This window comes from Rathayibacter rathayi, from assembly GCF_004011095.1.
Taxonomy (GTDB): Bacteria; Actinomycetota; Actinomycetes; order Actinomycetales; family Microbacteriaceae; genus Rathayibacter; species Rathayibacter rathayi.
Genome location: NZ_CP028129.1, coordinates 1,386,464 through 1,411,045, shown reverse-complemented (window position 1 = coordinate 1,411,045; position 24,582 = coordinate 1,386,464). Strand labels below are relative to the sequence as shown.

Sequence of the window (24,582 nt, the reverse complement as noted above, 5' to 3'; positions counted from 1 at the left end):
ACCTAGCCGCAGGAGTGGGCTCCCCGGGCGTCCAACCGCTCGCTAGCGTGAAGGCATGACAACCGCACACGCGCGCCACGTCCGCATCGGCGTCCAAATCGCCCCTCAGCACGTCCCCTACGACGTCATCCGAGACACCCTCGCCGAGATCGAGGATCTCGGCGTCGACATCGCCTTCAACTGGGACCACTTCTTCCCGCTGTCGGGGGAGCCGAACGGCCTGCACTTTGAAGGCTGGAGCATGCTCGCGGCCTGGGCCGAGCAGACCAGCCGGATCGAGTTCGGCCCGCTGGTCTCCTGCAACAGTTACCGCAACCCCGACCTGCTCGCCGACATGGCCCGGACGGTCGATCACATCAGCGCCCAGGGCGCAGAGGGCCGCCTGATCTTCGGCATCGGTTCCGGCTGGTTCGAGCGCGATTACGAGGAGTACGGCTACGAGTTCGGCACCGCCGGCTCGCGCCTGGACGGGCTCGCCGAGGCGATGCCGCGCATCCGCAGCCGCTGGTCGATGCTCAATCCCGCACCGACGCGCGACATCCCGGTGATGATCGGCGGCGGCGGCGAGAAGAAGACGCTGCGGATCGTCGCCGAGCACGCCGACATCTGGCACAGCTTCTCGGACATTCCGACCCTCGAGCGCAAGCTCGGCGTTCTCGCGGAGTGGTGCGCCCGGGTCGAGCGCGATCCGGCCGCGATCGAGATCTCGACCGGCGCGAGCGTCCGCGGCGGAGTCGGCGACGCCTCCTTCGACGTGCTCGATCAGCAGTTCGATCTCGGTGCGACCCTGTTCACGCTCGGCATCACGGGGCCGGACATCGACCTCGCCCCCGTGCGTGACCTGCTCGGGTGGCGGGACGGGAAGAACAGCGCCACACAGTGAATCGCCGGGGAGTCGGTTGGGTACGGCGTTGACCGCCGTGCCGACGCCGCCCCGACCCTGCGTCAGTCCGCCGGAGCGTCTGTCGCGCGCTGGTCGGTCGGCACCGGGCGCGCTAGCCCCGACTTCTCGGCGGCGACCTCGAAGGCGTGCGCGAGCACCCGGTGGCCCTCTACCGTCGGATGCACGTCGTCATCGCCCAGCAGCCCGTCCTCGTTCAGCGGATCCGGGTACTCCAGCGCGTCCCCACCCGCGGCCGTCACAGCGTCGATCAGACCCGCGTCGTACTGGTCGAGATCGGTCGGCCGCGGGTCAGGGCCCCAGACCGAGTCGATCGCGATCAACCGCGCCGAGGGTGAGGCAGCCGCGATCGCCTGGACGGCGGGACCGATCGCAGCGTCCACCTCTTCCGGCTCCCAGTCCAGGTCGTTGCTGCTGGCGATCAGCACGATCGCGTCCGGTTGCGTGTCCGCGATCTCCGCCGCACGGTCGCCGATCGCGAGGCCGCAGTCGCCCACTTCGATGAACCCGCCGCCGTCGCAGCCCAGGTCGGTAACGTCCCAGCCGAAGTCGTCGCCCACGAGAGCGGGCCAGGCCTGCTCCGCGTCGACGTTCAGACCGCGCACGATGCTGTCGCCGACGACGGTGACGCGGGAGCCGGCGGGCAGAGAGCCGCCGAGGGAGAGCGGCACCGGATCCGCGGGCACGGCCGACAACGCAGTGGCCGAGGCGGACGGGGTCGCCGGACTGATCGGCGAGGACGGGGCGGAGCAGCCGCTGAGTCCGAGCGCGAGCCCGCCGATCGCGGCGGCGGTGAGACGGGCGGGCCGCCTCATGCGCGCGGGTCCCGGAGTCCGTCGCGCAGCTCTCCCGCGAGCGCACGGACGACCGCCTTCAGATCGCCGTGGTTGGTCGCGGCGGTTCGCAGCTGGCGCTGGTAGCTCGCTCCCGCGACCAGGATGAGTTCCACATCGGCCAGCTCGTGCACGCAGTCCAGGCGCTCGGCGACCGGCGCGAGAGTCACCAGGAGGTCGCGGATGTCGTCGGTGACGGGCCGTTCCGCTCCTGCCGCATTCAGGATGATCTCGGAGTCGAGCCCGTAGCGGGCCGCGCGCCACTTGTTCTCGCGCACGAACCAGGGCTGCATCGTCGGCAGGTCCTCGCCGGCGTCCAGGCGCGAGGACAGGTGCTCGACGAGGCACTGGATCAGCGCCGCGACGGCTCCGATTTCTTCAGCGGAGGAGAGGCCGTCGCACGCGCGCATCTCGAGCGTCCCCCACTGCGGGGAGGGGCGGATGTCCCAGCGAACCTCGGTGTGGTCGTCGATGACGCCGGTGCGCATCATGTCGTCGACGTACTCCTCGTAGTTTGCCCAGGCGCCGAACTGTGGAGGCAGGCCGGCCGTGGGTAATTGCTGGAACATCAGCGCGCGGTTCGACGCGTATCCCGTGTCCACTCCACCCCAGAACGGGCTGGACGCCGAGAGCGCCTGCAGGTGCGGGTAGTAACCGAGCAGCGCATTGAGGATCGGCAGCACCTTATCGCGATGCTCGATGCCGACGTGCACATGGATGCCCCAGATCATCATGTTCCGCCCCCACCACTGGGTCCGGTCGATGAGGCGGTGATAGCGCTCTTTATCGGTGATGGTCTGGTCGAACCACTGCGCGAACGGATGGGTACCCGAGCAGACCAGATCCAGTCCCATCGGGTCGGTGATCTCGCGCACCTGCTCCAGCTGGTCCCGGAGATCGGCGACCGCGTCGCGGACTCGGGTGTGCACGCCCGAGACCAGCTCGACCGTGTTGCGCAGCAGCTCGCCGGTGATCCGCGGGTGCGGGGCGCCGTCCTCGCCGCGCAGTGCCTCCAGTACGACGTCGGCGACATTGGCCAGATCACCTGTCTGGCGATCGACGATCGCCACCTCCCACTCGATCCCGAGGGTGGAGCGGTCGGACGCGGCGAAGCTGATCTTCATGGCGTGGTCCTCATCGGATCCGGGCGTCCGCCGATCGGGACGCGCCCCGATATCCTCGCACCTGCGGGCAGAGCGGGCGCCGATCCCCGGCGCAGTCGCTCTTAGCCCCGTCCCGCGCTCTCGGGGGACCGGTGGGAGCGGCGGCGTGCCGGCCCGCACCGGCGCGGTTTTTCTGGCAGAATGATCCGTCGGGTCCGAGGCGGTCGACCCTCTACTCACCGCCGACGAAACCCCCTCGAGCTTCCGCCGGGTGTGCCCCCACGCTCACGGCTCAGTTCATCCATCATCGACCGGACACCGGTCAACGACCACACAGGAGAATTGTGGCTGTCAAGATTCGTCTGAAGCGCCTCGGTAAGATCCGGGCGCCCTACTACCGCATCGTCGTCGCCGACTCGCGCACCAAGCGCGACGGTCGCGTGATCGAGGAGATCGGCAAGTACCACCCCACCGAGCAGCCCTCGTTCATCCAGGTCGACTCGGAGCGTGCGCAGTACTGGCTTGGAGTCGGCGCGCAGCCGACCGAGCAGGTCGCCGCGATCCTCAAGCTGACCGGCGACTGGGGCCGCTTCCAGGGCGACGCCGACGCCGTCAGCACCGTCCAGGTGAAGGAGCCCAAGGCTCCGTTCGTCGTCGACGCGAAGAAGAAGCCCGTCCTCAAGCCGAAGTCCGAGGCTCCGGCCAAGGTCGCCCCGGTCGCGGACACCGCCGACGAGACCTCCATCGAGGCGTAGTCCGTGCTCGCTCCCGCCGTCGAACATCTCGTCAAGGGGATCGTCGAGAACCCCGACGAGGTCCGTGTCGTGGCCACGAGCTCCCCGCGCGGAGAGGTCCTCGAGGTGCGTGTGCACCCCGAGGACCTCGGCCGCGTGATCGGACGCTCCGGTCGCACCGCCAAAGCCGTCCGCACTCTCGTCGCCGCTCTCGCCGACGGCCGCCGCGTGCGGGTCGACGTCGTCGACACCGACAAGTAGAGGTGTCGGTCACCGGACCGGGCACGACGCAGCTTCGCGTCGCCCGACTCACCAAGGCCCACGGACTCAAGGGCGCGATCAAGCTTGAGCTCTACACCGATGAGCCCGACAAGCGCTTCACCCCCGGATCCACGTTCACGTTGCAGGTGCCCCGCACCTCCGAATGGCATGGGAAGAAGCTCGAACTCGTCGAACTGCGCTGGTACAACAGTCACCCCGTCGCGTTCTTCAAGGGCGTGGAGGACCGCAACGCCGCCGAGACCCTCCTCAAGGCGATCCTCTGGATCGACGAGGAGGTGCAGACCCAGCCGGGCGAGGACGACTCCTGGTACGACTACCAGCTGGTCGGCATGAAGGTCGTGCGCGACGGCGTCCAGGTCGGCACCGTGCGCCGCGTCGACCACTTCCCGGCGCAGGACCTGCTGATCGTCGGCACTCCCTCCGGCGAAGTGATGGTGCCGTTCGTGAACGCGATCGTGCCCTCCGTCGATGCTGCCTCGGGGATCGTCACGGTCACCCCTCCGATCGGCCTTTTCGAGGAGGCTCCGGAGCAGGAGCCCGCGGCGGTCGACCTCAGCGGGGTCGATCTCGCCGACCCGACGCTGAGCGCTGCCGCCCCCATCGACGACCCCGCCTCCTCCGAGGAGGAGCCCCGGCCGTGAGGATCGACATCGTCACGATCTTCCCGGAGTTTTTCGGCGTGCTCGATATCAGTCTGCTCGGTCGCGCGCGGCAGAGCGGGCTCATCAAGCTCGGCGTGCATGACCTGCGGGACTCCACCCACGACCGGCATCGCACCGTCGACGACACGCCCTACGGCGGCGGCGCCGGCATGGTGATGCGCCCGGAGCCGTGGGGCGAGGCTCTCGACTCGATCCTGGAGTCGGCGGAGGACCCCGTGGTGATCTTCCCCTCGCCCGCCGGCGAACTCTTCACCCAGGCGACCGCTCGCGAGCTGGCGGAGGAGTCCTCGCTCGTCTTCGGCTGCGGCCGCTACGAGGGCATCGACCAGCGCGTCATCGACCACACCGCAGCGCGTGCCCGGGTGCGGATGGTCAGCCTCGGCGATTACGTCCTCAACGGGGGAGAAGTCGCCGTCATGGCGATGATCGAGGCCATCGGACGCCTCGTCCCCGGTGTCGTCGGCAACCCGGCGAGCCTGGTCGAGGAGAGCCATTCCGACGGGCTCCTGGAGTACCCGAGCTACACCAAGCCCGCCTCCTGGCGCGGACTCGACGTCCCCCCGGTGCTGCTCAGCGGCAACCACGCAGCGATCGCCGCCTGGCGCCGCGAGCAGAGCCACGAGCGCACCCGTCGCATCCGCCCCGACCTGCTGCCCTAACCCGCCGCGAGATGCCACTTGTGACGCCTCGCTCCGGCGTGTCGTCGTCACAAGTGGCATCTCGCGGAGTCGTTCAGGGGGGGGCGAGGGGGGCGAGGGGGAGAGGGCCGGGGGACGGCGGTGCAGCCGGCTCACGCGGTGGCCTCCATTCGCGTGAGGTACGGATCGCCGCAACGACGAAGGCGACCACGACCACCGTAGCGACGCCGAGCGTGGTCGCGCCGGACGCCGTCAGCGGCTGCCAGCAGGTGAGGCCGAGGGCCGCCACTCACGCCGCCGACGCGATCGCGACGAGCCGGAGCCCCTGGTCTGTGCGAGCCGCAGCTCCCGGATTCGCTGCTTCAGACGGCGCAGGAGCAGCGCCAGCAGCGGCAGGCCCGCAGTCTCACTCGCGGGCGGAGAGGACGACGTTCCCCGTCTCGGTGATCGCGATTGTGTGCTCCAGGTGCGCGCCCCGCGAACCGTCGCGGCTGCGCAGCGTCCAGCCGTCCTTGTCGGTGTAGATCTCGTCCGTGCTCTGCAGGAACCACGGCTCGATCGCGATGACCAGACCCGGGCGGAGGGGGTAGCCGCGGCCGGCGCGCCCATCGTTGGCGATGTGCGGATCGCCGTGCATCGTGCGGCCGACGCCGTGACCGCCGAAATCGGTGTTGATCGAGAGGCCATCGGCGCGCGCGACCGCCGCGATGGCGGCGGAGATGTCGCCGATCTTCTTGCCGGGCTGCGCGGCGGCGATGCCGGCCTCCAGCGCCCGGGTGGTGGTGTCGATGAGCGCAAGGTCCTCATCGCGGGGCGTGCCGACGACGACGCTGATCGCGGAGTCGGCCACCCATCCGTTCACGGAGGCGGCGAAGTCGAGGGTCAGCAGGTCGCCGTCCTTCAGCCGGTAGTCGAACGGGAGGCCGTGCAGGACGGCATCGTTGACGGAGGTGCAGAGGACCTTGCCGAACGGGCTCGCGCCAAAGGAGGGGTGATAGTCGATGTAGCAGGACTCGGCGCCAGCGGCACGGATCATCTCGTGCGCGAGCCGATCGAGTTCCAGCAGGTTCACGCCCACGGCGGCGGCGGTGGACGTGGCCCTCAGGACCTCCCCGACGAAGCGGCCGGCAGGACGCATCTCCTCGATCTCAGCGGGGGTGCGTAGCTCGATCATCCTGATCCTCTCGGCGTCCGCTGAGCCGTTGCTCAGCGGTGGTGGGTACGGTCGGTGCATGCGCACGCGACGGGCATTCGGTTCTTGGCAGTTTCCAGCGGCGATCGTGCTGCCCCTCTGGATCTTCCTCGGCTACGGCCTCTTCGGGGGAGCGAGCGGCTGGACCGTTCTCGCCCTGCTGATCGCCCTCCCCATTCTGGCGGTCGCGCTGGCTGTCGTGGCCGGGATCATCGCTTTCCGGGTGACGGTGCGCCCGACCCGGACTCCCGCCTGGGGTGATGTGGCCGTCATGGGAGCCTGGCACCTGTCCCTGATCGCGTTCGGATTCTTCCCTCCCGATGGCGCGGCCCTGGGACTGCTCTCGGTGGTCCTCGGAGTCGCAGCGTTCTGGTACTCGATCCGGCGCTTCCTCATCGACGCTCGCGCCACCCTCCTTGCCTTTTCCCAGGCGGCCGTCGTGCAGACGGAGGGCGGCTCGCGACCCGTCTCGGCGGAGGGCTTCGACCCCGAGCGCCCGCAGGACGGACAGACGATCGTCGTGTGACCGGGTGGGCGGTCGAGCCGCGCATCGACGCTGCCTGGCCCACTTTGACGCGGATCCGCGCGGCATGGCAGAATGAGCGCTTGTGCCTCGCGCAGGCTCTGCCACAGGGGAGCCGCGACGACGTGGGCGCATCACCGACTTCCATCAACCAAACGGTGCTCGACCTGTGGCGGGCACGGAGAGCGATACAGCATGCACATCCTCGATTCCGTCGATGCGGCTTCCCTCCGCAGCGATGTCCCGGACTTCCGTGCCGGCGACACCGTCAAGGTCCACGTCAACATCGTCGAGGGCAGCCGCTCGCGCATCCAGGTCTTCCAGGGCGTCGTCATCGGCCGCTCCGGCGAGGGCATCCGCGAGACCTTCACGGTTCGCAAGGTGAGCTTCCAGGTCGGCGTCGAGCGTACCTTCCCGGTACACTCGCCGGTCATCGACCACATCGAGCTCGTCACCCGCGGTGACGTGCGTCGCGCGAAGCTCTACTACCTCCGCAACCTGCGTGGCAAGAAGGCCAAGATCAAGGAGAAGCGCGACGCCTGAGCGGCATTCGCTCGACTTCCGAGGAACCCCGGTCCACCTATGATGGACCGGGGTTCCTCCGTTTCCCGGGGGCGATCCGTCCGGGGAGTTCACCCGGTGATGCACAAGTAGGGGCGACGGCGAGCGATGACAGACAGCACGGCCCCGGTCCGTCTCCCCGGTGACCAGGAGCACGCACGACATTCGGCGGATCCGTCCGAGAATCGGCCGCGCAAGCGCCGAGGCGTCGTGCTCTTCTTCCGCGATGTGGTGGTCATCGTCGTGGTTGCGGTGCTGGTCTCCTTCCTCGTGAAGACTTTCCTCATCCGCTCGTTCTACATCCCGTCGTCCTCGATGGAGCAGACACTCGTCGAGAACGATCGCATCCTCGTCAACGAGCTCGTGCCCGGAGTCGTCCCGATCTCGCGCGGCGACGTCGTCGTCTTCCGCGACCCGGGTGGGTGGCTCTCGCCGAGCTCCGAGCCTTCCGTGCCACCGTTCCAGGCCGCCGTCGATTCCGCTCTCGCTCTGGTAGGGCTCACCGCCCCTGACAGCAACGACCACCTGATCAAGCGGGTGATCGGCCTGCCCGGCGACCAGGTGACCTGCTGCACTCCGCTGGGCCAGGTGGAGATCAACGGCAACCCGATCAACGAGCCCTACGTGAAGCTCCCCGACGGCGTGCAGGCCGTCTCGGCCACACCCTTCGACGTCGTGGTGCCCGAGGGCTCTCTGTGGGTGATGGGCGACAACCGCTACAACTCCGCCGACTCCCGCTACAACACCGACAAGCCCGGCGGCGGCTTTGTGCCCATTGATCATGTCGTCGGGCGCGCCGTCCTGGTGACCTGGCCCGTGCAGCAGTGGGCGTGGCTCGACGACTACCCGTCGGTGTTCCGCGGAGTCGAGATCGAGGCCTCCGAGGGGGACTCGGACGACACGCGCGGCGGGCAAAGCTAGGTGGTCGTCGCCGAGCCGACCCTGACGCAGGAGCGCCGGCTGTTCCGGCAGGGCTACGAGACGGTCATCGGGTGCGACGAGGTCGGCCGCGGCGCGATCGCGGGCCCGGTCTCGGTCGGAGTCGTCTCGATCGGGCGGCGCTGCGGGCGCTTCCCCGAGGGGCTCCGTGACTCCAAGATGCTGTCGCCTGCCCGCCGCGAAGCTCTGCTGCCCGCCGTGGCGACCTGGGTCGCGGCGTGGGCGATCGGCGAGTCCTCCGCCGACGAGATTGATGAGACCGGGATCATCGCCGGGCTCGGCCGCGCCGCCTCGCGGGGTATCGAGCGGCTCGCCGACCAGGGCGTCGACCTGGCCACTGCGGTCGTCCTGCTGGACGGCGCCCACGACTGGCTAACGCCGGCGCTGGGTTCTTGGGCTGCGGAACTCACCATCGTCACCCGGGTGAAGGCCGACCGCGACTGTGCTGCGGTTTCTGCCGCCTCCGTACTCGCGAAGGTGGGCCGCGACGGACAGATGGTGAGGCACCACGACGACTTTGCCGACTACGCCTGGGACAGCAACAAGGGCTACGGCAGCGCGGCGCACTGGGCGGGAATCGGGCGGGTCGGACCCTCGCCCCTGCACCGGGTGACCTGGCTGTCGAAGTCGCGCGACGCCGCCGAGGAGCCGATCCCGGCGTTCAAGCCCGCCGGCTCGGCGTAGGATTGACCAACAATGGATGAGGACGAATTCGAGGACTATGACCGCGAGGTCGAGCTGGCACTGTACCGGGAATACCGCGACGTCGTCTCGCAATTCTCATACGTCGTCGAGACCGAGCGGCGCTTCTACCTCGCCAACGAGGTCGAGCTGGTCCGCCGCGACACCGCGCACGACTTCTACTTCGAGCTGACCATGCGCGACGTGTGGGTCTGGGACGTCTACCGCTCGGACCGCTTCGTCAAATCGGTCCGAGTGCTGACCTTCAAGGACGTCAACGTCGAGGAGCTCTCCCGCAAGGAGTTCGAGCTCCCCAAGGAGCTCGCGCTCGACGAGTGAGTCGTGGTGCGAGTACCCGCGGCGGCGACGGTCCTGCGGATGGTGTGCGCGCTTGAGCAGGCGACGTCGACTCGCGTGGCGAGCCCACCGGGGTGTCGATGGCCCCCTCAAGACGGCGTCCGCGTACCCCGTCTCCTTGTGCACACGTCGTCCTCTCTTTCGGGCTGGTTAACTTCCCCGCCACTGTATGGACATTCCGTCCCTTTCTTTGGTGGCTCGATACGGGTTCTGCGAATGCGGAGTAATGGTGCGGTGCGCCACCGTCTGCACGATCGCGCCGGTCAGTCCTCTTTCAGTAAGAACGACTTATCGTGTGCTTGTCGGCTCACTACTCGACGTCAAGGCCATGTCTTATCCTGAGCATATTCATATCCTGAGCGTTTCCTCGGGTAGTGAAGGGTCGACTCTGAAGAAAAGGAGATTCTCATGCTGTCTGTAGCAACAGTACAATCAGGACCCGGAGTAAAACAGCGACGCCGACGAGTAGTGGCGGCACTGCTCGTGACACTGTCGGCCGCCGCTCTGGCAACGCCGGCGGTCGCGGCCGAGGAGAGCAATCGGTGCGGCTCCGCCACCGTCATCGCTGTCCGCGGGAGTGGGGAGCAGGCCGGCAGCGGTTCGGCCCACGGTGATCGGACCTACGCATCGGGAGGCATGGGTGGCGTACTCCAGAAGATGGCAGGCGGTCTCCAGGGTGACCGAGACGTTCCCGTCATCGCGGAAGGTCTGAAATATCCTGCGAACATGGTGAATCCCGGGGACCTCAACGCCTACTTCGAGAGCGTCAACACCGGCGCGAAGAATCTCGTTCTCGAGGTGCAGGACCTGGCCCGATCCTGCCCGAATTCCCCCATCGTCCTCGCCGGCTATTCGCAGGGTGCCGAGGTCGTCCGAACCGCGATCACCGGCACGGACTACCAGGGGCAGCACTACGGACTCACTGCGGACGACAAGAAGCACCTCCGGTCCGTCGTCCTGTTCGGTGCGCCGTCCTACCACGGAGGCGAGCCGTGGAACGCGCCGGACAGCGGGCCCAAGAACGGAATGACTGGTTGGGACGGTAATCCCTACGGGTCATTGACAGTCGCAGCATCGTTACCCTCCTCGAAGAACGACACGTCCTCCATTGTTCGCTCCTACTGCTTGACTGACGATTACTTCTGTCAGTCGAACTACACTATCCAGGGTATGTACGTCCACAGCAGCTATGCGAATTCCGTCATGGTGGACGAGTCGCGCTCCTTCGTGATGTCACTGCTCGCGAGGAAGGCCTAGTCTTCCTCGTGACCATGCGGCCCGCGGAGTGTGACGTCGGGGTGTAGCCGGTCGCTCGTTTCATCGGAGCCTCGATCACGAAATCTCCGACTGGCGTCTTGTGGTGGAGGGGTTGCGCGCTGTCGTCCGTCGTTAGAGGGACTCTCCAGCTGTCGCAATCCGTCCTCCACAGGAGCTGAATCGGCTTTTTCCTCCCCAGAACCGCCGTCGCCTGTGCATCACCAGCGCCGTATCCGGCACGGTTCTCTCAGGAGGACGCATGGACAAGGACGAATTGGGGCGGCGCGGCGAGGAAATCGCTGCGGCGCACTTGAGAAACAACGGATTCGAGATTCTCGACCGCAACTGGCGGGTTCGCGAGGGCGAGCTCGATATCGTCGCCCGGGACGGTGCGGCGCTGGTCGTGGTCGAAGTCAAGACGCGATCATCGACGCGGTACGGCCTGCCGGTCGAGGCCATCACGCGCGCTAAGGCCCAGCGCCTGCGCCGCCTGGCCTACGCCTGGGCCGACGAGCACCACGAACGCTCCCGGCACCTGCGGATCGACGCGGTCGGCATCGTGGCGCCCGGGGGAGTGCCGTCGCAGATTCGGCACCTGAGGGCGGTGGCGTGATGGGCCTGGGAAGGACATCGGCCGTCGGCCTCGTCGGCTTCACGGGCGCCGTGGTCGGAGTGGAGGCGCACTCGGCCGACGGGACACCCGGCATGGTCATCATCGGTCTGCCGGATGCGGCTCTCGCCCAGGCAAAGGAGCGGGTGCGTTCGGCCGCGGTCAACTCCGGCAGCACCATCGCCGAGTACAAGATCACGGTCAACCTCTCACCGGCCGCCATGCCCAAGCACGGTTCGGCCTTTGACCTGGCGATCGGCCTCGCCGCCCTGGCTGCCCTGCACGAGGTGGACGCCGAGTCCGTCGCCGCGGTCGTGCACATCGGCGAGCTCGGCCTGGACGGCCGGTTGCGCTCGGTGCCGGGCGTCCTGCCCGCCGTGCTCGCCGCCGTGCGTGAGGGCCGGCGCCGGGTGATGGTGCCTGTGGAGGATCGGCTTGAGGCCGAACTGGTCGACGGCGTCGAGGTGATCGCGGTCTCCTCTCTGGCCGCCGCCGCAGTCTGGCACGGGGCGCAGTGGGAGGTGCCCGTGCTCCCGAACGTCTCGCCCGTACCCGCCGTCGGCCTCGAGCCGGAGCCGGGCGCCGACCTCTCCGACGTGGTCGGCAACGAGGAAGCGGCCGAGGCGATGGTCGTCGCAGCGGCGGGAGGACATCATGTGTTCCTGCTCGGTCCGCCGGGGGCGGGGAAGACGATGCTCGCGTCGCGACTGCCGGGCATCCTCCCCGACCTCGATGACGAGGCCGCGCTGGAAGCCACCTGCATGCGCTCACTCGTCGGCGCAGCCACCGGTGGCGCCCTGGTGCGCAGGCCGCCGTTCGAGAGCCCGCACCACTCCGCCTCCTCCGCCGCGATCGTCGGCGGCGGTAGCGGTCGTATCCGTCCCGGGGCCGTCGCCCGCGCCACCCGCGGCGTGCTGTTTCTCGACGAGGCACCGGAATTCTCCTCCGTGGCCCTCGACGCCCTGCGTCAGCCGCTTGAGTCGGGAGTCATCCGCATTCACCGCGCGAACGCCGTCGCCGAATTTCCCGCGCGGGTGCAGCTCGTCCTCGCCGCGAACCCCTGCCCGTGCGGCCGCTTCGGCATCCCCGGCGAGACGTGCACCTGCGCCCCCGCGCTGCGCCGCCGCTATCTCGCGCGGCTCAGCGGCCCACTGCTCGACCGGGTTGACATCCGGCTGACGGTCCGCCGTATCGGGGCGGCCCAGCTCGCCGCCCGCCGAGACTGCCCCGGGATGTCGACGGCGCAGGCGCGGGACCGCGTCACCTCAGCCCGGAGGAGAGCCGCTGCCCGCCTGGCGTCAACGCCGTGGATGCTCAACGCGGAGGTCGCCGGCGCGTGGCTGCGTTCGGACGCCCTGCGCCCCACGATCTCCGAGTCCCGCACGCTCGACCAAGCTCTGGAGCGCGGTCTCGTGACGATGCGGGGCTACGATCGTGTCCTGCGTCTGGGCTGGACCCTCGCCGATCTGGACGGTGCCGCCCGCCCGACAGCCGCCCACCTAGCACGCGCCCTCGTCCTCCGCGGAGGTGCCGCATGATCCGGCCTGAGGCGTTGTTCGACGCCGCGGAGCTGCGGGCTGTTCGGCGGTTGCTGGTGCCGGACCTGCTTGACGGCGGTGCGGATGCCGACGTCGGCATCGACGGGGACGGGGGTACGGATGGAGTGGACGCCGCCTCCACCGCTATCGCCGCCACCGTGGCGTCTGCCGGCGCGCTCGCGGTGCCGGACGTGCTGGTCGATGCTGCCGCCCGGTGCGCCTGGAGTTCGTTGACCGAGCCAGGCGACTCCGTGGCCGCCCTCCTCGTCGAGCGGGTCGGAGCCGCGGAAGCCTTCACTCACGTCGTCTCCGCTTCCTCGGCCGCCGACATCCTCGCGGCCTCACCCGCCGGCCCCTTCGCCGAGGGGACCGCACAGGTGGCGCCCCTCGACTCGGAGGTCGCGGCTCTGCACTCGGGGCTGGCTCGGTGGCGCCCGCGCTTGGATCGCAGGCTCCTGTTCCGCCGGGTGGAGATCGCCGGCCACCTCGGCGCACGTCTGCTCCTGCCCGACACTCCCGGCTGGCCCGACGCGCTCGAGGACCTCGGCCCGCACGCCCCGCTGCTGCTCTGGCTGCGCGGCGATCCGGCCGCGTTCGACCCTCTGGACCGTCTCGCCCTCGTCGGCGCCCGCGCCGCGACCGGCTACGGCGAGCACGTCGCCGCCGAGCTCGCCGCCGGCGTCGCGACCCGCGGCGTCTGCATCGTCTCGGGCGGTGCCTTTGGGATCGACGCCGTCGCGCACCGCGCCGCCCTCGGCTCCGGAGGGTGCACCGTCGCCTTCCTCGCCGGAGGAGCGGACCGCCTCTACCCGACGGCCCACGCCGACCTCCTCCAGCGCATCATCGCGACCCCCGGCTGCGCCGTCGCGACCGAGGTCCCGCCCGGCACCACCCCCACCCGCTGGCGCTTCCTGCAGCGCAACCGCCTCATTGCCGCCTCGACTGCGGCCACCGTCGTCGTCGAGGCCGGCGCGCGCTCCGGTTCGCTGAACACTGCCGGCCACGCGGCCGCCCTCGGGCGCCCGCTCGGCGCGGTGCCCGGCCCGGTCACCAGCGCCTCCTCCGTTGGCTGCCACCGCCTCCTGCGCGAGTACGCGGCGACCTGCGTCACGTCGCCGCCGGAGGTGCTCGAACTGCTCGGCCGCAACGCAGCGGAGGAGTCGGTGCGGGCCGTGACGGGCCGTGAGACCAGGATCCTCGAAGCGCTGACGGGCAGCGCTTTCCGCGACGCCGCGACAGTGGCTCGCACCTCCGGCGAGACTCTCGACGACACGCTGGCGGCCTTAGGAACGCTTCTCGCCGACGGCGTGGTCAGCCGATCAGACAACGGGGAGTGGACGCGGTCATCCGGATGACCGGCTCCGCCACAGCGGCGCTGTCGGCGGTCCGCCCTACGCTGAAGACGCATCGGCGAGGGGAGCGGCATGGACGCCACGGCAGCAGGACACGGCGGGGAGCGCCCGCAGCTCGGGCATTTCCGCGCGGCCGACAGGGTGATCGCGCACCTCAGCGACATGCATCTGCTGGCCGAGGGGGCTCTCCTCTACGGGAAGGTCGACACGGTCGCTCGGCTCTCACGGGCGGCAGAGCGGCTCGTCGAGCGCGGCGGACGCCTGGACGCGATCGTGGTCACCGGGGACGTCGCCGACCGGGGCGAAGAGGACGCCTATCGGCGGGTGCGCGCGCAGCTCGACCCAGTGGCGAAGCGGCACGGGTGCCCGATCGTCTGGGTGATGGGCAACCACGACGAGCGCGGAGCGTTCCGCCGGGTGCTCCTCGACCAGGACCCGGCCGGCGCAGGGCCGGTCGATCAGGTCGTGGACCTCGGTGGACTCCGGCTGATCGCGCTCGACAGCGCGGTCCCCGGCTTCCACCACGGCGACCTCACCGACGCGCAGCTCGCCGGTCTGAAGGACGAGCTCGCCGCTCCCGCGCCGCTCGGCACGATCCTCGCCCTGCACCATCCGCCGCTGCCCACTCCGCTGGGCGCGATGACGGTGCTCGAGCTGCGCGGGATCGACCGGCTGGAGGCGGTCGTGCGCGGCACGGACGTCCGAGCGATCCTCGGTGGGCACCTGCACTACGCGACGGCGGCGAGCTTCGCGGGCGTGCCCGTCTTTGTCGCCGGCGCCACCAGCTACACAATGGACCTCGGGGCACCCGAACGCGAACTCGCCGGCATCGACGGCGCACAGAGCCTCTCCCTCGTCCATGTCCACCCCGAAACCGTCGCCGCGTCGTTCGTCCCCACCGCGCCAGCACCGATCGCGACGCGCTTTGGCTCCGACCTGACGGAGCGGCTCGAACAGCTCGACGAGCAGGGGCGGATCGACTTCTGGTCGCGGATGCCGGACGGTTCATGAGCGGCGAGACGCTCGCCGCCTCCGTCGAGCACTTCCTCCGCTACGTCCTCGACGAGCGCTCGCTCTCGCCCGCCACGGCGAAGGGCTACCGCTCCGACCTCGCCCGGCTCGTCGCCCACGCGGAGCAGAAGAGTCAGCTCCTGACCGCCGAGCTCGACCTCGAGCTGCTGCGAGACTGGCTCTGGCGGGAGTCGGAGTCGGGCATCGCGCGCGCGACGCTCGCCCGGCGCACGGCCGCCGTCCGCTCCTTCTCCTCCTGGGCGCAGCGGACCGAGCGGCTGCCGACCGACATCGCCGCCCGGCTTAAGTCGCCCAAGGCCGGACGGTCCCTCCCGCGTGTGCTGACTCTTCCGCAGACGGAGCAGGTGCTCGACGCGGTCGCGGCACGCGGGGCGACGGAGGATCCGGTGGCACTGCGGGACCTCGCGATCATCGAACTGCTGTACGCCTCGGGCATTCGCGTCTCGGAGCTGGTCGCTGTCGATGTGGGCGACGTCGACCTGAGCCGGCTGACTGTGCTCGTGACCGGGAAGGGCGCGAAGCAGCGGGTCGTCCCGTTCGGTGTGCCCGCGAAGGAGGCTCTGGTCGTCTACCTTGAGCGCGCCCGGCCCGCGCTTGCCGCCGGTGACGGCACCCGCGCCCTCCTGCTCGGACGTCGAGGCGCTCGGCTGACCCCCCGCACGGTGTATGGAGTCGTAGCACGCCTGCTCGACGGTGGCCAGGGCTCCGGCCCCTCCGGCCCGCACACCCTCCGCCACACTGCGGCGACTCACCTGCTCGACGGGGGTGCGGACCTCCGTGCCGTGCAGGAACTGCTCGGTCACGCGAGCCTGGGCACTACGCAGATCTACACCCACGTCTCGACCGAGCGCATCCGCGACGCCTATCGCCTGGCCCACCCCCGCGCTTGAACCCGGCCCCGCAACCGAGCCGACTCCCGAGCCCGACCCCAAGGCCAAATCCTTTGCCGCGCCCGCGCCTACGCCGGGGGAAGCACCACGCGCCTCCCCATCCATCGGCAGCAGCACCGCTCTCGGTATGCCGCCGAAGAACCGCATCGGCGACACGTACTCCCCACCCTCGCGCGCACCGAGGTGCAGGCACCGGCCGTCGCAGTGGCCGCCCGCTCCCACCACTCCGATCGGCTGCCCCGCGGCGAGAACCTGACCCGTCGCGACCGACGCGTCCACCGGCTCGACCGTCGAGACCAGCCCGTTCGCATGCGCGATGCTCACGACGGCTCGGTCGACCACCCTCCCCGCGAACGACACCGTCCCCGCGGCGACCGCGACCACCGACTGCCCGGGGGCGGCGGCGAGGTCGATCCCGCGGTGGCCAGCGGCAAACCGGTTGGCTGGAGCGCCCCACGGTGCGGTAACCGAGAAGACGGCGACAGGCGAGGCCCAGCGCGGTGCAGACACGCCAATGGACGGCGCGGGGACGAGGGCGGTGGCGAGCAACGCGACGAGCGCGAACACGCCCGGGCGCAGGAGCGGTGAACGGATCATGCAGCCACCCTCGCGGGTCGGAAGCCGTCAGGGGCTGCACCCCTCGTGACCGGGGGAGAAGCGCCCTCGGGGCACTGCTGTGGAGGGAGGATATCGGCGGCGGCGGGAGCGCAACCCGTCTCGGCGGTCGCTCGGCGGGGAGTAACGTGCCGGTGACCCGGCTCGGGAGCGGCACCCCGCACCGACCGGCGGCGAGAATCGGAGAAGACCATGACCAGCGGACGAGCTGACACGACCAGCGGGAGAGCGGACATCCCGAATCCCTCGGCGGCGAAGCTAAAGAGGAAGGTGATCGGCCTCGCGATCGCAGCGGCGGTCGGCGGCTTCCTCTTCGGCTTCGACTCCTCGGTAGTCAACGGGGCCGTAGAAGCGGTCCAGGGCGAGTTCAAGCTCTCGGCAGCGCTGATCGGCTTCGCGGTCGCCTCCGCACTGCTCGGCTGCGCCCTCGGCGCCTACCTAGCCGGCCGCCTGGCCGACCGCTGGGGCCGCATCAGGGTCATGCTGCTCGGCGCCGCCCTCTTCTTCATCTCCTCCATCGGCGCCGGCGTGGCGTTCGCAGTCTGGGACCTCGTGCTCTGGCGCGTCGTCGGGGGCCTGGGCATCGGCATCGCGTCGGTGATCGCGCCGACCTACATCTCAGAGATCGCGCCGAAGGCGATTCGCGGCGCGCTCGCCTCCCTGCAGCAGCTAGCGATCACGCTCGGCATCTTCGCCGCCCTGCTCTCGGACACGCTGATCGCGAACGGCGCGAACGGCGCCTCCGAGCCGTTCTGGTTCGGCGTGGTCGCCTGGCGCTGGATGTTCATCGCCTGCGCCGTGCCCGCGGTGATCTACGGTCTCCTGGCGCTGACCCTCCCGGAGTCGCCCCGCTACCTCGCGACGCGCGGTCGCTCCGAGGACGCTCGCGCGGTGCTCGCCACGGTCACCCCGCGCGACGAGGTCGACGAGGCCCTCGCGGACATCCAAAAGAAGATCGACGAGGACGCCGAGAACGCCAAGCGCTCCAGCCTGCGCGGGCCTGCGCTCGGTCTGCTCCCGGTGGTCTGGGTCGGAATCCTGCTCTCGGTGTTCCAGCAGTTCGTGGGCATCAACGTGATCTTCTACTACTCCACCTCGCTCTGGAGCGCGGTCGGCTTCGACGAGTCGAACTCGTTCGCGATCTCGGTCTTCACCTCGATAGTCAACGTCGTCGTCACCTTCGTGGCGATCTTCCTGGTCGACAAGGTCGGCCGGAAGCCGCTGCTCCTGGTCGGCTCGGCGGGCATGGCGGTCTCGCTCGCGCTGATGGCGGTCGCCTTCAGTCAGTCGACGATCAGCGGCGACGACGTCTCGCTACCCGGCGCCTGGGGTCCGATCGCGCTGGTCTCGGCCAACGCGTTCGTCGTGTTCTTCGGTGCCACCTGGGGCCCGCTGGTCTGGGTGCTCCTTGGCGAGATCTTCCCGAACCGAATCCGCGCCGCGGCGCTCGGTCTGGCCGCCTCCGCCCAGTGGATCGCGAACTTCGTCATCACGGTGACCTTCCCGGTCCTCTCGCAGGACGTGTCGCTCACCCTCGCCTACGGCCTCTACGCGGCGTTCGCGGCGATCTCGTTCGTTTTCGTCTTCATGTTCGTGCCCGAGACCAAGGGCCGCTCGCTGGAGGAGATGGACACACTGCACATCCGCACGGTGATGAAGTCGGCGCGCAAGTAGGGCCCGACTCCGGAAGGCCACGGCCGCCCTCCCGCAGCGGCGGGGGAGGCGGCCGTTGTGGTGCTAGGATTCTCGGAGCATCTCGCTCGTCGGGGTGACTACGCGCGCCCATTCGGCCTCCGCTCCCCACGGTCCCTCTCCGCTCACGCGGCCGGGGCGGGAGCGCGCCGGGCGCTAGGGCGACGTGCCGACCGGCCGTCGCAGACAACCGAGCGGGAGTTCGGCGCCGTCGTGCGCCCAGGCCCCGAGACAAGGAGAACGACTCATGGCAGTCGTCACCATGCGCCAGCTGCTCGACAACGGCGTCCACTTCGGGCACCAGAAGCGTCGCTGGAACCCGAAGATGAAGCGCTTCATCCTGACCGAGCGCTCGGGCAGCTACATCATCGACCTCCAGCAGTCGCTGGCCTACATCGACAAGACCTACGACTTCGTCAAGGAGACGGTCGCCCACGGCGGCACCATTCTCTTCGTCGGCACCAAGAAGCAGGCGCAGAACGCGATCTCGGAGCAAGCCACCCGCGTGGGCCAGCCCTACGTGAACCAGCGCTGGCTCGGCGGCCTCCTGACCAACTTCCAGACGGTCTCGAAGCGCCTCGCCCGCATGAAGGAGCTGGAGGAGCTCGACTTCGACGACACGTCGAAGAGCGGCTTCACCAAGAAGGAACTCCTCATCAAAAAGCGCGAGCTCGACAAGCTGCACAAGTCGCTCGGCGGAATCCGTAACCTCTCGAAGACGCCGTCGGCCCTCTGGGTCGTCGACACCAAGAAGGAGCACCTCGCGATCGACGAGGCCAAGAAGCTGGGCATCCCGGTCATCGGCATCCTCGACACGAACTGCGACCCGGACGAGGTCCAGTACCCCATTCCGGGTAACGACGACGCGATCCGCTCGGTGAGCCTGCTCACCCGCATCGTCGCCGACGCCGCGGCCGAGGGTCTCATCCAGCGCCACCAGAAGCCCGAGGCAGAGGGCAACGTCTCCGCCGTCGAACCGCTGGCCGAGTGGGAGCAGGAGCTGCTCTCCACGGGCACTCCCGCCGCCGCGGACACCGACACCCCCGCGGACACCGACGCCCCCGCTGCCGCCGATGTGCAGGAGCCGAACGAGCAGGCCGGCGCGGAGACCGAGAAGGACGCCGAGGCCGCGACGGTCGACGAGGCCGTCGCCGAGGCCGAGAGCCCTGCCGCGGAGGAGGAGGAGGAGGAGGCCCCCGAGGCCGCCGCCGACGCGACGTCGACTGACGAGACCGCCACCGCCTGACACCCCGCTCCGTGACGGGGGGGGTCGGACGCCGCGCCCGCGGTCGTCCGGCCCCCGCTCGCTCGGTGCACGTTCACCACGAGTAAGAAGCGCCGTCACCTCGGTGTGCTGGGCTCGTCGAGAGCCCGCCGCCGCGCGTGAGGGCGCCGCAGAGTTTCCGAACCAAGAGGAGTTCCGAGAACATGGCCAATTTCAGCCTCGCTGACGTCAAGACGCTGCGCGAGCAGCTCGGTACCGGCATGGTCGACACGAAGAACGCGCTCGTCGAGGCCGACGGCGACCTGGACAAGGCGGTCGAGATCCTCCGCCTGAAGGGCGCCAAGGGCAACGCGAAGCGCGCCGACCGCTCCACGAGCGAGGGCCTCGTCGCCGCCGCCGAGAAGGACGGCGTCGCCACGATGATCGAGCTCGCCTGTGAGACCGACTTCGTCGCCAAGGGCACCAAGTTCATTGCCCTCGCCGACGCTGTGCTGGCCGCGGTCGTCGCCGCCAGGTCTACCACGGTCGAGGAGGCCCTCGCGGCCCCCGCCGACAGCACGAGCGTGGCCGACCTCATCAACGATGAGGCCGCGATCCTCGGCGAGAAGGTGGAGCTGCGCCGCGTGGCGTCCGTCTCGGGCGAGAACTTCGCGATCTACCTGCACAAGACCAATAAGGACCTGCCCCCGCAGGTCGGCGTGGTCCTGGGCTACGCGGGCGAGGACGCCGAGACCGCGCGCTCCGTCGCCCAGCACATCTCGTTCGCGAACCCGTCCTACCTCTCGCGCGAGGACGTTCCGCAGTCCGAGGTCGACACCGAGCGCCGCATTGTCGAGGAGATCTCGCGCGGCGAGGGCAAGCCCGAGGCCGCCCTGCCGAAGATCATCGAGGGCCGCGTCAACGCGTACTTCAAGCAGGTCGCCCTGCTCGACCAGGACTATGCGAAGGACAACAAGCTCTCCGTCAGCAAGGTCCTGAGCGATGCGGGCCTGACCGTGTCGGGCTTCGCCCGGTTCAAGGTCGGCGCCTAACAGCACTGCAGGAGGGAGCCCGGGTCGTTCAGTCGTCCCGGGCTCCCTTCGCTCTGCCCGGGGCAGCTCCGCGCGTGGTCGCGGGGCCCGCTCCGGGCGGGATAAGTTTGTACGGGTCTACGGGAGGAAACGTCCATGACGCAGACGGATGCGATGACGACAGGTAAGCGCCGCAGGGTACTTTTGAAGCTGTCGGGGGAGGCGTTCGGAGCCGGTACGCTCGGCGTCAATCCCGATGTGATCAGCGCCCTCGCCCGCGAGATCGCCGATGCCGCCACCGAGGTGGAGATTTCCGTGGTCGTGGGGGGCGGCAATTTCTTTCGTGGAGCCGAGCTCTCCCAGCGCGGGATGGACCGCGGTCGGGCTGACTACATGGGCATGCTGGGCACGGTGATGAACGCTCTCGCTCTCCAGGACTTCCTCGAGCAGGCGGGCGCAGAGACCCGCGTGCAGTCGGCGATCGCGATGACCCAGGTCGCCGAGCCCTACATCCCCCGCCGGGCGATCCGGCACATGGAGAAGGGCCGCGTCGTGATCTTCGGCGCAGGCGCCGGGCTTCCGTACTTCTCGACCGACACGGTCGCCGCCCAGCGTGCACTCGAGACGCACGCCGACGTGGTGCTCGTCGCGAAGAATGGCGTGGACGGGGTGTACGACGCCGACCCGCGCACCACACCCGAGGCGAAGAAGCTGGACACGCTGACCTATCAGGAGGCGCTCCAGCGCGGCCTCAAGGTCGTTGACTCCACCGCGTTCAGCCTCTGCATGGACAACGGGATGCCGATGCAGGTCTTCGGGATGGAGCCCTCCGGCAACGTTGCGAAGGCCATCCGCGGCGCCGATCTCGGCACGCTCGTCTCGAACTAGACTGACCATTTCCCTCTCTTAAGGAGTTCCCTGTGATCTCGGATGTACTGGCCGACGCGAAGACCAAGATGGGCAAGGCCGTCGAGGTCGCCAAGGAGGACTTCTCCACGGTCCGCACCGGGCGGGCGAATCCCGGCATGTTCCAGAAGGTGCTGGTGAGCTACTACGGTACGCCGACGCCGCTCTCGCAGCTCGCCTCGCTGCAGAACCAGGAGGCGCGCACGCTCCTCGTCACGCCGTACGACAAGGGCTCGCTGCGCGACATCGAGCAGGCGATCCGGGACATGCCGAATCTCGGCGCGAACCCGACGAACGACGGCACGCTGATCCGGGTGACCCTGCCGGAGCTCACCGCGGAGCGCCGCAAGGAGTTCGTGAAGATTGTGCGCACCAAGGCCGAGGACGCGAAGATCGCGGTGCGCAACATCCGCCGCAAGGGCAAGGACGACCTCGACGCGATGAAGGGTGACATCGGCGACGACGAACTCTCCCGCGGCGAGAAGGAGCTCGAGGCGCTGACGAAGCAGCACGTCGACGCGATCGACGAGGCGCTCAAGCGCAAGGAATCCGAACTGCTCGAGGTGTAGCGGTGGCCGAGATCCCCGAAGAACCCGAGGGCGGGGAGAAGAGACCGTCTCCGCGCGTCCCGGGTGCCCGGGGACCCCGGATGGTCACCAGGGATGCGCTGCGCGCACGCGCCCAGCAGGGCCGAGCAGACGTCGAGCGCCAGCTCGAGGCGACCCGGGCTCAGCTCGAGGCGACAAACGACCGCCTGACCGCTCGCTCCGGCCGGAACCTCGTATCGGCGACCGCGATCGGACTGATCGGCGGCGGCGCGATGGTCGTCAGCCTGCTGGTGGTCAAGGAACTCTTCATGGTGCTCGCGGGGGTATTGGTCCTGCTCGCGGCGCTGGAGCTGTCAAACGCGCTGCGGCATGCCGGTCGTGACATCCCGCGCATTCCGACCGCGACCGCGGCGGTGGTCGCGGTGCCGGCCGCCTACTACGGGGGTCTCGGGGCGGCGTGGGCGGCGGTGCTCGGCGGCGCGGCCCTCGTCGGCGTCTGGCGCCTGGGCGAGCAGCTGTTTCAGCGCACAACCTCCAGCCGGCGTGACCTCGCCCTCGATATCGGGCTCGGCGCCTTCGTGCAGGGTTACACCACCTTCCTCGGCGCCTTCGCGATCCGCCTGGTCGCCGAGCCAGGCGGTCAGCTCTGGGCGTTCGCGTTCCTCGTGCTGGTGATCGTTGTCGACACTGGCGCCTACATCAGCGGACTGACCTGGGGCAAGCATCCGATGGCGCCTCGGATCAGTCCGAAGAAGACCTGGGAGGGCTTCGCGGGGGCGGCGGTCGGGGGCATCGTCGTCGGTGTCCTGCTCGCCCTGCTGATGCTCGGACAGCCGTGGTGGGTCGGCGCGATCTTCGGAGCGGTCGTGTTGCTGACGGCGACCCTCGGGGACCTAGCGGAGTCGCTGATCAAGCGCGACATCGGGATCAAGGACATGAGCTCGTGGCTGCCGGGCCACGGGGGAGTGCTCGACCGCCTGGACTCGATCCTGCCCTCGGCCGCCGCGGCCTACGTGCTGTACTTCGTCTTTGAGCGCTGAGCCGACTCGAAGCTCCCGCGAGGCGCGCCGATTCTGCTCCCGACCTGTGGCTTGGCATGATGTCGGGATGACCGCTCCCTTCCCCCGAGCCCGCGAGTCCCGTCTCGGCTACGACATGGGCGAGGTCGACTCCTTCCTCGCCTCCGCCCGGGTGGCCTACTCGCAGCTCTCCGGAGGTCCGGCGGATCTCCGCGCGGCCGACCTGCGCCACACTGCTTTTACTCTGCGCAAGGGCGGCTATTCGGCGCCGCATGTGGACGCGGCGCTGGAGCGCCTCGAGGACGCCTTCGCGATGCGCGAGCGGCAGTACGCCATCGCGGCGCACGGCGAGCAGGCCTGGCTCTCGGATGCGCGGGCGAGCGCCCAGGAGATCGTGAATCGGTTGGCCCGGGCTCCGCGCGAGCGCTTCACCCGGGCGGGCGTGCTGACGACCGGCTACACCATTCGCCAGGTCGACGCTTTCGCCGACCGCATCTCGGGTTACTTCCGAGACGGTTCGGTCTTGACCGTGGACGACGTGCGCACCGTCTCCTTCGCTCCGCAGCGCGGGGGCTACGCCGAGCCGCAGGTGGATCTGCTGCTGGACACGGTGGTCGACGTGATGCTGGCGGTCCGCTGAGCGGTCGGGCGCGCACTCATCGGTCACCGGTCTGCTGGCCGATCACGACGTCGTCCGTTATGCTTTCGTCATCGTGGCTCAGCATCCTCAGACTTCCGTCGCCCGCCCGCCCGCGTACCGCAGCAGCGGTCGCCCGGCGGTTCCGCGCCAGACCCCGGTGCGGCGCTCCTGGACTCGGGTCCCGCTGGCGGTTCTGGCCTTCACGGCCTCGATCGCGTTCGTCATGGTGAACGTCGTCGACCCGTCCAGCGGTGCGGTCGCCTCCCCCTACTATCAGGCACCGGCGCGTTTTAACGGCGATGTGGCGCAGCGACTTGTCGTGGCCGACGCCGCCGCGCGCACCGTGCAGCGCGACTCCTTCGGCGCCGAGGCAAAGCCCAAGCCCATCCCGAGCCCGGAGCCGACCCCCGCCGCGGTGCAGCCCGCCCCGGCCGCTGCCGAGCAGGAGGAGTCGAGTTCCTCCGCCCCGGCCGCAGTCCCCGTCGCGCGTGCCGCGGCTCCAGACCCGGGCTCGGCCAAGGCCATCGCGTACGACATGATCGTGCAGCGGGGCTGGGCCGACAGCGAGTACGACTGCCTCGTCCTGCTGTGGAACCGCGAGTCCGGCTGGAACGTGTACGCCGAGAACAAGTCCAGCGGTGCCTACGGCATCCCTCAGGCACTGCCGGGGAGCAAGATGGCCACGGTGGGGTCGGACTGGGCATCGAACGCGAGCACGCAGATTACCTGGGGCCTCGGCTACATCTCGGGCCGCTACGGATCACCGTGCGGCGCCTGGGGCCACTCGCAGTCGCTGGGCTGGTACTGAACCGACGCGGCTGAGGGTCTCGCTACCCTGGAGC

27 protein-coding genes and 1 pseudogene are annotated in these 24,582 nt (G+C 69.5%); 24 read left to right on the top strand and 4 right to left on the bottom strand.

Translation table 11 applies throughout. The features are described 5' to 3' along the window. Window positions 1–55 precede the first annotated feature (55 nt). Window positions 56–883 carry an LLM class F420-dependent oxidoreductase gene (locus C1O28_RS06905; protein ID WP_097165802.1) on the top strand — a complete coding sequence of 276 codons (828 nt, stop codon included), beginning with the start codon at window positions 56–58 and terminating at the stop codon, window positions 881–883. 62 nt (window positions 884–945) lie between these two features. Here C1O28_RS06905 and C1O28_RS06900 read toward each other — a convergent pair whose 3' ends face one another. Both C1O28_RS06900 and C1O28_RS06895 read right to left on the bottom strand, forming a co-directional pair. Next, window positions 946–1,716, bottom strand: a complete 771-nt coding sequence (locus C1O28_RS06900; RefSeq protein WP_097165803.1) for an SGNH/GDSL hydrolase family protein — start codon at window positions 1,714–1,716, stop codon at window positions 946–948. Further along, window positions 1,713–2,858: a glutamate--cysteine ligase gene (locus C1O28_RS06895; protein WP_097165804.1), complete on the bottom strand. Its 1,146-nt coding sequence runs from the start codon at window positions 2,856–2,858 to the stop codon at window positions 1,713–1,715. The genes C1O28_RS06900 and C1O28_RS06895 overlap by 4 nt, the downstream gene beginning before the upstream one ends. A 323-nt stretch (window positions 2,859–3,181) precedes the next feature. On the opposite strand from C1O28_RS06895, the gene rpsP reads away from it, so the two are divergent. From rpsP to trmD, 4 genes are read left to right on the top strand one after another with little or no spacing between them, the layout of a single operon-like run. Beyond that, window positions 3,182–3,592 (top strand): 30S ribosomal protein S16, encoded by a 411-nt coding sequence (rpsP, locus tag C1O28_RS06890; protein WP_097165805.1) that lies wholly within the window; start codon window positions 3,182–3,184, stop codon window positions 3,590–3,592. Window positions 3,593–3,595: 3 nt separating this feature from the next. Beyond that, window positions 3,596–3,832 (top strand): RNA-binding protein, encoded by a 237-nt coding sequence (locus C1O28_RS06885; RefSeq protein ID WP_055792605.1) that lies wholly within the window; start codon window positions 3,596–3,598, stop codon window positions 3,830–3,832. A gap of 2 nt (window positions 3,833–3,834) precedes the next feature. Further along, window positions 3,835–4,494, top strand: coding sequence for a ribosome maturation factor RimM (gene rimM / locus C1O28_RS06880; protein ID WP_097165806.1), 660 nt, complete (start codon window positions 3,835–3,837; stop codon window positions 4,492–4,494). Further along, window positions 4,491–5,174 carry a tRNA (guanosine(37)-N1)-methyltransferase TrmD gene (trmD, locus tag C1O28_RS06875; protein ID WP_097165807.1) on the top strand — a complete coding sequence of 228 codons (684 nt, stop codon included), beginning with the start codon at window positions 4,491–4,493 and terminating at the stop codon, window positions 5,172–5,174. Before rimM ends, trmD begins: the two co-directional genes overlap by 4 nt. A gap of 385 nt (window positions 5,175–5,559) precedes the next feature. Here the strand turns inward: trmD and map are convergent, their stop codons facing one another. Further along, window positions 5,560–6,327: a type I methionyl aminopeptidase gene (gene map, locus C1O28_RS06870; protein WP_097165808.1), complete on the bottom strand. Its 768-nt coding sequence runs from the start codon at window positions 6,325–6,327 to the stop codon at window positions 5,560–5,562. Window positions 6,328–6,385: 58 nt separating this feature from the next. Between map and C1O28_RS06865 the strand changes: the two genes are divergently transcribed. The 11 genes from C1O28_RS06865 to C1O28_RS06815 all read left to right on the top strand — a co-directional run bounded on the left by C1O28_RS06865 (window position 6,386) and on the right by C1O28_RS06815 (window position 16,085). Continuing rightward, window positions 6,386–6,871 carry a hypothetical protein gene (locus C1O28_RS06865; RefSeq protein WP_127821464.1) on the top strand — a complete coding sequence of 162 codons (486 nt, stop codon included), beginning with the start codon at window positions 6,386–6,388 and terminating at the stop codon, window positions 6,869–6,871. 192 nt (window positions 6,872–7,063) lie between these two features. Beyond that, the gene (gene rplS / locus C1O28_RS06860) at window positions 7,064–7,411 is read left to right on the top strand and encodes a 50S ribosomal protein L19 (RefSeq protein ID WP_097165810.1); all 348 of its coding nucleotides are present in this window, start codon (window positions 7,064–7,066) and stop codon (window positions 7,409–7,411) included. Window positions 7,412–7,537: 126 nt separating this feature from the next. Further along, the gene (gene lepB / locus C1O28_RS06855; RefSeq protein ID WP_097165811.1) at window positions 7,538–8,350 is read left to right on the top strand and encodes a signal peptidase I; all 813 of its coding nucleotides are present in this window, start codon (window positions 7,538–7,540) and stop codon (window positions 8,348–8,350) included. Beyond that, a complete protein-coding gene (locus C1O28_RS06850) occupies window positions 8,351–9,052 on the top strand; it encodes a ribonuclease HII (protein ID WP_097165812.1) in 702 nt (233 codons plus the stop codon). 12 nt (window positions 9,053–9,064) lie between these two features. Beyond that, window positions 9,065–9,388, top strand: coding sequence for a DUF2469 domain-containing protein (locus C1O28_RS06845; protein WP_097165813.1), 324 nt, complete (start codon window positions 9,065–9,067; stop codon window positions 9,386–9,388). Window positions 9,389–9,814: 426 nt separating this feature from the next. Then, a complete protein-coding gene (locus C1O28_RS06840) occupies window positions 9,815–10,663 on the top strand; it encodes a cutinase family protein (RefSeq protein WP_097165814.1) in 849 nt (282 codons plus the stop codon). 259 nt (window positions 10,664–10,922) lie between these two features. Then, window positions 10,923–11,276 (top strand): YraN family protein, encoded by a 354-nt coding sequence (locus tag C1O28_RS06835; RefSeq protein WP_097165815.1) that lies wholly within the window; start codon window positions 10,923–10,925, stop codon window positions 11,274–11,276. Next, complete coding sequence (locus tag C1O28_RS06830; RefSeq protein ID WP_097165816.1) at window positions 11,276–12,811, top strand: YifB family Mg chelatase-like AAA ATPase; 1,536 nt, start codon at window positions 11,276–11,278, stop codon at window positions 12,809–12,811. Before C1O28_RS06835 ends, C1O28_RS06830 begins: the two co-directional genes overlap by 1 nt. Beyond that, window positions 12,808–14,166, top strand: a complete 1,359-nt coding sequence (gene dprA / locus C1O28_RS06825) for a DNA-processing protein DprA (protein ID WP_097165817.1) — start codon at window positions 12,808–12,810, stop codon at window positions 14,164–14,166. The genes C1O28_RS06830 and dprA overlap by 4 nt, the downstream gene beginning before the upstream one ends. A gap of 69 nt (window positions 14,167–14,235) precedes the next feature. Next, window positions 14,236–15,174 carry a phosphodiesterase gene (locus tag C1O28_RS06820; protein ID WP_097165818.1) on the top strand — a complete coding sequence of 313 codons (939 nt, stop codon included), beginning with the start codon at window positions 14,236–14,238 and terminating at the stop codon, window positions 15,172–15,174. Further along, complete coding sequence (locus C1O28_RS06815) at window positions 15,171–16,085, top strand: tyrosine recombinase XerC (RefSeq protein ID WP_097165819.1); 915 nt, start codon at window positions 15,171–15,173, stop codon at window positions 16,083–16,085. Before C1O28_RS06820 ends, C1O28_RS06815 begins: the two co-directional genes overlap by 4 nt. A gap of 159 nt (window positions 16,086–16,244) precedes the next feature. Here the strand turns inward: C1O28_RS06815 and C1O28_RS16055 are convergent. Continuing rightward, window positions 16,245–16,682: pseudogene (locus C1O28_RS16055) on the bottom strand (murein hydrolase activator EnvC family protein); the annotation flags it as partial. 210 nt (window positions 16,683–16,892) lie between these two features. Here C1O28_RS16055 and C1O28_RS06805 point away from each other — a divergent pair. From C1O28_RS06805 to C1O28_RS06770, 8 genes are all read left to right on the top strand, one after another. Further along, on the top strand, window positions 16,893–18,374 hold the full coding sequence (locus tag C1O28_RS06805; protein WP_097165820.1) for a sugar porter family MFS transporter: 1,482 nt from the start codon (window positions 16,893–16,895) through the stop codon (window positions 18,372–18,374). A 265-nt stretch (window positions 18,375–18,639) separates the two neighbouring features. Further along, window positions 18,640–19,638: a 30S ribosomal protein S2 gene (gene rpsB, locus C1O28_RS06800; protein ID WP_097165821.1), complete on the top strand. Its 999-nt coding sequence runs from the start codon at window positions 18,640–18,642 to the stop codon at window positions 19,636–19,638. 182 nt (window positions 19,639–19,820) lie between these two features. Further along, the gene (gene tsf, locus C1O28_RS06795) at window positions 19,821–20,648 is read left to right on the top strand and encodes a translation elongation factor Ts (RefSeq protein WP_097165822.1); all 828 of its coding nucleotides are present in this window, start codon (window positions 19,821–19,823) and stop codon (window positions 20,646–20,648) included. A 153-nt stretch (window positions 20,649–20,801) separates the two neighbouring features. After that, window positions 20,802–21,515, top strand: coding sequence for a UMP kinase (gene pyrH, locus C1O28_RS06790; protein WP_219812731.1), 714 nt, complete (start codon window positions 20,802–20,804; stop codon window positions 21,513–21,515). Between the two features lie 32 nt (window positions 21,516–21,547). Further along, a complete protein-coding gene (gene frr / locus C1O28_RS06785) occupies window positions 21,548–22,102 on the top strand; it encodes a ribosome recycling factor (RefSeq protein WP_097165824.1) in 555 nt (184 codons plus the stop codon). Between the two features lie 80 nt (window positions 22,103–22,182). Beyond that, complete coding sequence (locus C1O28_RS06780; protein ID WP_097165825.1) at window positions 22,183–23,121, top strand: phosphatidate cytidylyltransferase; 939 nt, start codon at window positions 22,183–22,185, stop codon at window positions 23,119–23,121. Between the two features lie 67 nt (window positions 23,122–23,188). After that, on the top strand, window positions 23,189–23,740 hold the full coding sequence (locus C1O28_RS06775) for a DivIVA domain-containing protein (protein WP_097165826.1): 552 nt from the start codon (window positions 23,189–23,191) through the stop codon (window positions 23,738–23,740). 73 nt (window positions 23,741–23,813) lie between these two features. Continuing rightward, on the top strand, window positions 23,814–24,548 hold the full coding sequence (locus tag C1O28_RS06770) for an aggregation-promoting factor C-terminal-like domain-containing protein (RefSeq protein WP_243392023.1): 735 nt from the start codon (window positions 23,814–23,816) through the stop codon (window positions 24,546–24,548). The last annotated feature ends 34 nt before the right edge of the window (window positions 24,549–24,582 follow it).